This window comes from Burkholderia sp. SIMBA_051 (assembly GCF_046534915.1).
Classification (GTDB): domain Bacteria; phylum Pseudomonadota; class Gammaproteobacteria; order Burkholderiales; family Burkholderiaceae; genus Burkholderia; species Burkholderia ambifaria.
This window is the reverse complement of record NZ_JAWRXS010001010.1, coordinates 1-229: the sequence shown is the minus strand read 5'-3', so window position 1 is coordinate 229 and position 229 is coordinate 1. Positions and strand designations below refer to the sequence as shown.

1 protein-coding gene is annotated in these 229 nt (G+C 63.3%); it reads right to left on the bottom strand.

The window, feature by feature from the left end:
- Positions 1-61: 61 nt before the first annotated feature.
- The coding region (locus SB771_RS37535; protein WP_410722347.1) for a DUF4088 family protein at positions 62-229 on the bottom strand (168 nt) is incomplete at its 5' end.

The window sequence follows — 229 nt, the reverse complement described above, 5'->3', positions numbered from 1 at the left end:
GGACTGAGCTTGCCGCGATGTGACGGCGTCCGGTTCGACGCGCTGTGTCGCGGGACGAGGCCTAGCGCGACTGTCGTTGTTGCTGCTGCTGCGGGCGCGGCGGCGGCATGAAGAAGTTGCGCAGCCAGGCGGCGAGCCGCGTGAACACGTCATACGGCTCTTCGACGAATATCTCCGGCTTCAGGAGACGCAGATATTCCATGATCTGCTGCGCTTCCTGCTTCTGGAA